The following is a 3,841-nucleotide window of genomic DNA, read 5'->3' as shown; positions in this document are numbered from 1 at the left end:
CACCCCGTACCGTCCGCACCCGCCGCGAACGGCTTGCACCGGCCATCCACCGCCAACCCACGCTGACGACTGAACTCCACGAATGAACGGGGGCTGGACATCACCGTGGCGCCGGCGGCAATCGCGAGCGTGCACTCGTCCTGCCTCAGCGCCTGGACGGCGAGGTGCAGCGCGACCAGCGACGACGAGCACATGGTGTCGACGGTGACGGCCGGTCCCTCGAACCCCAGCGTGTAGGCGATGCGCCCGGACAGGACGGCGCCCGAACCACCCGTCAGCAGGTGCCCCTCGACGCCTTCCGGTGCGGACTCCACACTGGCGCCGTAGCCCTGGTTGCTGCTGCCGACAAACACTCCGGCCCGCGCGCCCCGCAGGCTGTCGGGGGCGATACGGGCCCTCTCCAGCGCCTCCCAGGATGTCTCCAGCAACAGGCGCTGCTGCGGATCCATCGCCAGCGCCTCGCGCGGCGAGATACCGAAGAACCCGGGATCGAAGTCACCCGCGTCAAGGATGAAAGCGCCGGAGCGGGTGTAGCTCGTCCCCGGATTCTCCGGGTCCGGGTCGTAGAGCGCTTCGAGATCCCAGCCCCGGTCGGCGGGCAGCCCCGAGACGGTGTCGCCGCCCTCCGCCAGCAGCGTCCACAGCTCCTCGGGCGTCCTCACGTCACCGGGGAAGCGGCAGCTCATCGAGACGATGGCTATCGGCTCCAGCTGCCGCGCCTCGACCGCCTGGAGTCGCTGACGGGTCTGCCGCAGGTCGGAGGTGACCAGCTTGAGGTAGTCGCGGAGCTTGTCCTCGTTGGCCATGAACGTCACAGTCCCTTGAGCAGGCCCGAAGGCGAACGGTCACCGGTGCGGGAACGGCCTGGTGGGGCCGGAGAGAGAGGCCGGACGGGCTCCTAGGGCACCGGCAGGGGAGGGCCCGTCCGGCGGTTCAGGACAGCCCCAGTTCCTTGTCGATGAGGTCGAACATCTCGTCGTCGGTCACGGACTCCAGCACCTCTTCATCCGTCTCGCTGACCTGGGCAGCGTCCGTGGAGGTCTCGTTCAGACGCCAGAGCATCGCCTGCAGCCGGGCGGCGATCCGGTCGCGGGACTCGTCCTCGGGGTCCAGCGCCGCGACGGCCGCCTCGAGTTCGTCGAGCTGGGGCAGTCCGCCGCTCCCGCCGCTCTCCGGAACGATCTCCGAGTGCAGTCGCCTGGTGAGCGCGGCCGGAGTCGGGTGGTCGAAGACCAGAGTCGCCGGTAGGGCCAAGCCGGTGGCGGTCTTCAGTCGGTTGCGCAACTCCACCGCGGTGAGAGAGTCGAAGCCCAGGTCACGGAACTGCCGTCCGGCACTCACGGCGCTGGAGCCGGCATGGCCGAGGACGGCAGCGGCCTGGGTTCTGACCAGCTTCAGGAGCACGCGTTCCTGTTCCTCCCGGGCGAGCCCGGCCAGTTGGCGTGCGAAGGACCCGTCCGCGTCCTCCGGTGCCTGGTCGCCGCCGAGCGCGGCGCTCCCGGACCTGGAAGCGCGCCGTACCTCGGGTATCTCGTCGAACAGGTGGCGGGGACGGGCAGCACAGTAGGTGGGGGCGAACCGGTCCCAGGCCAGGTCCGCCACGACAAGGAAGGTCTCGTCGTGATCGAGGGCCTGCTGGACGGCGGTCACCGCCAGCGCCGGATCCATGGCCGGAACGCCGAGGCGCCACAGGCGGCTTCCGACACCCTCGTCGACCATGCCACCGCCCGCCCAGGCCCCCCATGCGATGGAGGTGGCGGCCGAACCGCGAGCTCGGCGCTGCTCCGCGAAGGCGTCGAGATAGGCGTTCGCCGCGGCGTAGGCGGCATGGCCGCCGTCGCCCCAGACTCCGGCGCCGGAGGAGAAGAGGACGAAGGCGTCGAGCGGACGGTCGCCCAGGAGCGCGTCGAGATTGACCGCCCCGGCGATCTTGGCCCGGACAACGTCCTGGACTGCGTCCAGGCCGGTGTCGCTGAGCGCGGTCGCCGGAGGGACGACACCGGCCGCGTGCACTACAGAGGTGACGGGGAGCTCGTCCGGGACCGCGCGGAGCAGCGCCGCCAGAGCCTCGCGGTCGGCGATGTCGCAGGCGGCGATCGTGACCCGGGTCCCCAGTGCGGTGAGCTCCGCCTCCAACTCGGCCGCACCGTCGGCCTCCTGTCCCCGGCGGCTGACGAGCAACAGATGCTCGGCGCCGCTCCAGGCAAGTCGGCGGGCGAGGTGGGCGCCCAACGCCCCGGTGCCACCCGTGATCAGAACGGTTCCGGTGGGTCGGAAGGCGCGTGGAGCGGTCGCTCCGTCGAGCGGCTTTCGGACCAGGCGCCGGACATGGAGGCCGCCGGGTCGCACGGCGAACTGGTCCTCGTCACCACCGCCCAGGAGGGCCGCGAAGAACAGGTCCCAGGCCTTGGAGTCGGGGTCCGCCGGAAGGTCGATCAGGCCACCCCATTGCCGGGGATGGTCGAGTCCGAACACCCGGCCGAGCCCCCACACGGCCGCCTGCTCGGGAACCGCCGCTTCGTCGGCCTCCCCGGAGGAGTCCCCCACGGAAGTGCCACCACGGGTGGCGTTCCACACTGGTGCGTCGACACCCGCGTCGGCAAGAGCCTGCATGAGCAGGACCGTCCCCACGATCGGGAGGGGCAGAGCCGGATGGCTCACCGATCCGCCACCGGCCCCCAGGGGAAGTACGGAGAGCACTCCCCCGGTCAGCGGCTCGTCCGCGAGTGCGGCACGCAGGCGTTCGGCAAGCTCCTCCCGGCGCTCTCCCGAGGCGTCGAACCGGACCGTGACGACATTTTCCACGCGGTTCGCCAGTCCCTCGGCCACTTCGTGGATTCGAGGATCGGTGGTGTCGCCTCCGTCCGGCACGACAAGGAGCCAGCGCGCCGGAGGTTCGGGGCTGCTCTCGGGATCGGGGATCGGCTTCCACGACACGGTGTAGCGCCATGCGTCGAGCGTCGCACTCTCGCGCAGCCGTTTGCGCCACGCGGAGAGCATGGGCAGTGCCGGTTGCACGGTGCCCAGAACGGTCCTCCCGTCGCCCTCGGTATCGAGTTCGAGCGTGTCGGCAAGGGCCTCCAGGTCCTCGCGCTCGACGGCCTCCCAGAAGCGGGCATCGACGGAGTCGGCGGGCTCCACGGCATCGTCGTCCGAGGCCGAGGCGGGTGTGTCGAGCCAGTAGCGGCGGCNCGAGCGAGGTCAGGAAACGGTCCGCTCCCCCGTCGTCGCGCCGCAGCGTGCCGCCGACCACCGCGTCCTCGGCGGCCTCCTCAACCGCCATCGCCAGCACCGGATGCGCACTGACCTCCACAAAGACCCCATGACCACGCTCGGCCAGACTCCGCACAGCCTCATCGAAGCGCACCCGCTGCCGCAGATTGCGATACCAGTAACCGGCGTCCAGCGCCGCGGTGTCGATGAACTCCGCCTCGACCGTGGAGAAGAACGGCACCGCACCCGAGCGCGGAGCAACGTCGGCCAGCACCTCCGCCAACTCCGATTCGATGGCCTCCACATGCCGCGAATGCGAGGCGTAGTCCACCGGCACCGCCCGCGCCCGGACCCCCGACGCCTCACAACGCCCGATCAACTCCTTCAACGCCTCCGCATCCCCGGACACCACCACCGAACCGGGGCCATTGACCGCCGCCACCGAGATCCGGCCGTCCCAACCCGCCAACAACCCCTCCGCATCAGTCAGCGGCAGGGCCAGCGACACCATCCCGCCACGACCCGCGATCACCCTCAACGCACGACTGCGCAGCGCCACCACACGAGCGCCGTCCTCCAACGACAGCCCACCCGCCACACACGCCGCCGCGATCTCACCCTGCGAATG

At 70.8% G+C, this 3,841-nt stretch carries 2 protein-coding genes and 1 pseudogene; all 3 read right to left on the bottom strand.

What is annotated here, in order from left to right; all coding sequences use genetic code 11:
• Positions 1-806: beta-ketoacyl synthase N-terminal-like domain-containing protein (locus IEY86_RS35620; RefSeq protein ID WP_189136045.1), on the bottom strand; the 806-nt coding region annotated here is incomplete at its 3' end.
• 127 nt (positions 807-933) lie between these two features.
• Entirely contained in the window at positions 934-1,113 is a 180-nt protein-coding gene (locus tag IEY86_RS38660; protein ID WP_506016894.1) for a hypothetical protein, read from the bottom strand.
• A 27-nt stretch (positions 1,114-1,140) separates the two neighbouring features.
• Positions 1,141-3,841, bottom strand: a pseudogene (locus IEY86_RS35615) (SDR family NAD(P)-dependent oxidoreductase); the annotation flags it as partial.

Source organism: Wenjunlia tyrosinilytica, assembly GCF_014646055.1.
Taxonomy (GTDB): domain Bacteria; phylum Actinomycetota; class Actinomycetes; order Streptomycetales; family Streptomycetaceae; genus Wenjunlia; species Wenjunlia tyrosinilytica.
Note: the sequence above shows the minus strand (reverse complement) of the source record. Positions and strands in the feature narration are given on the sequence as shown.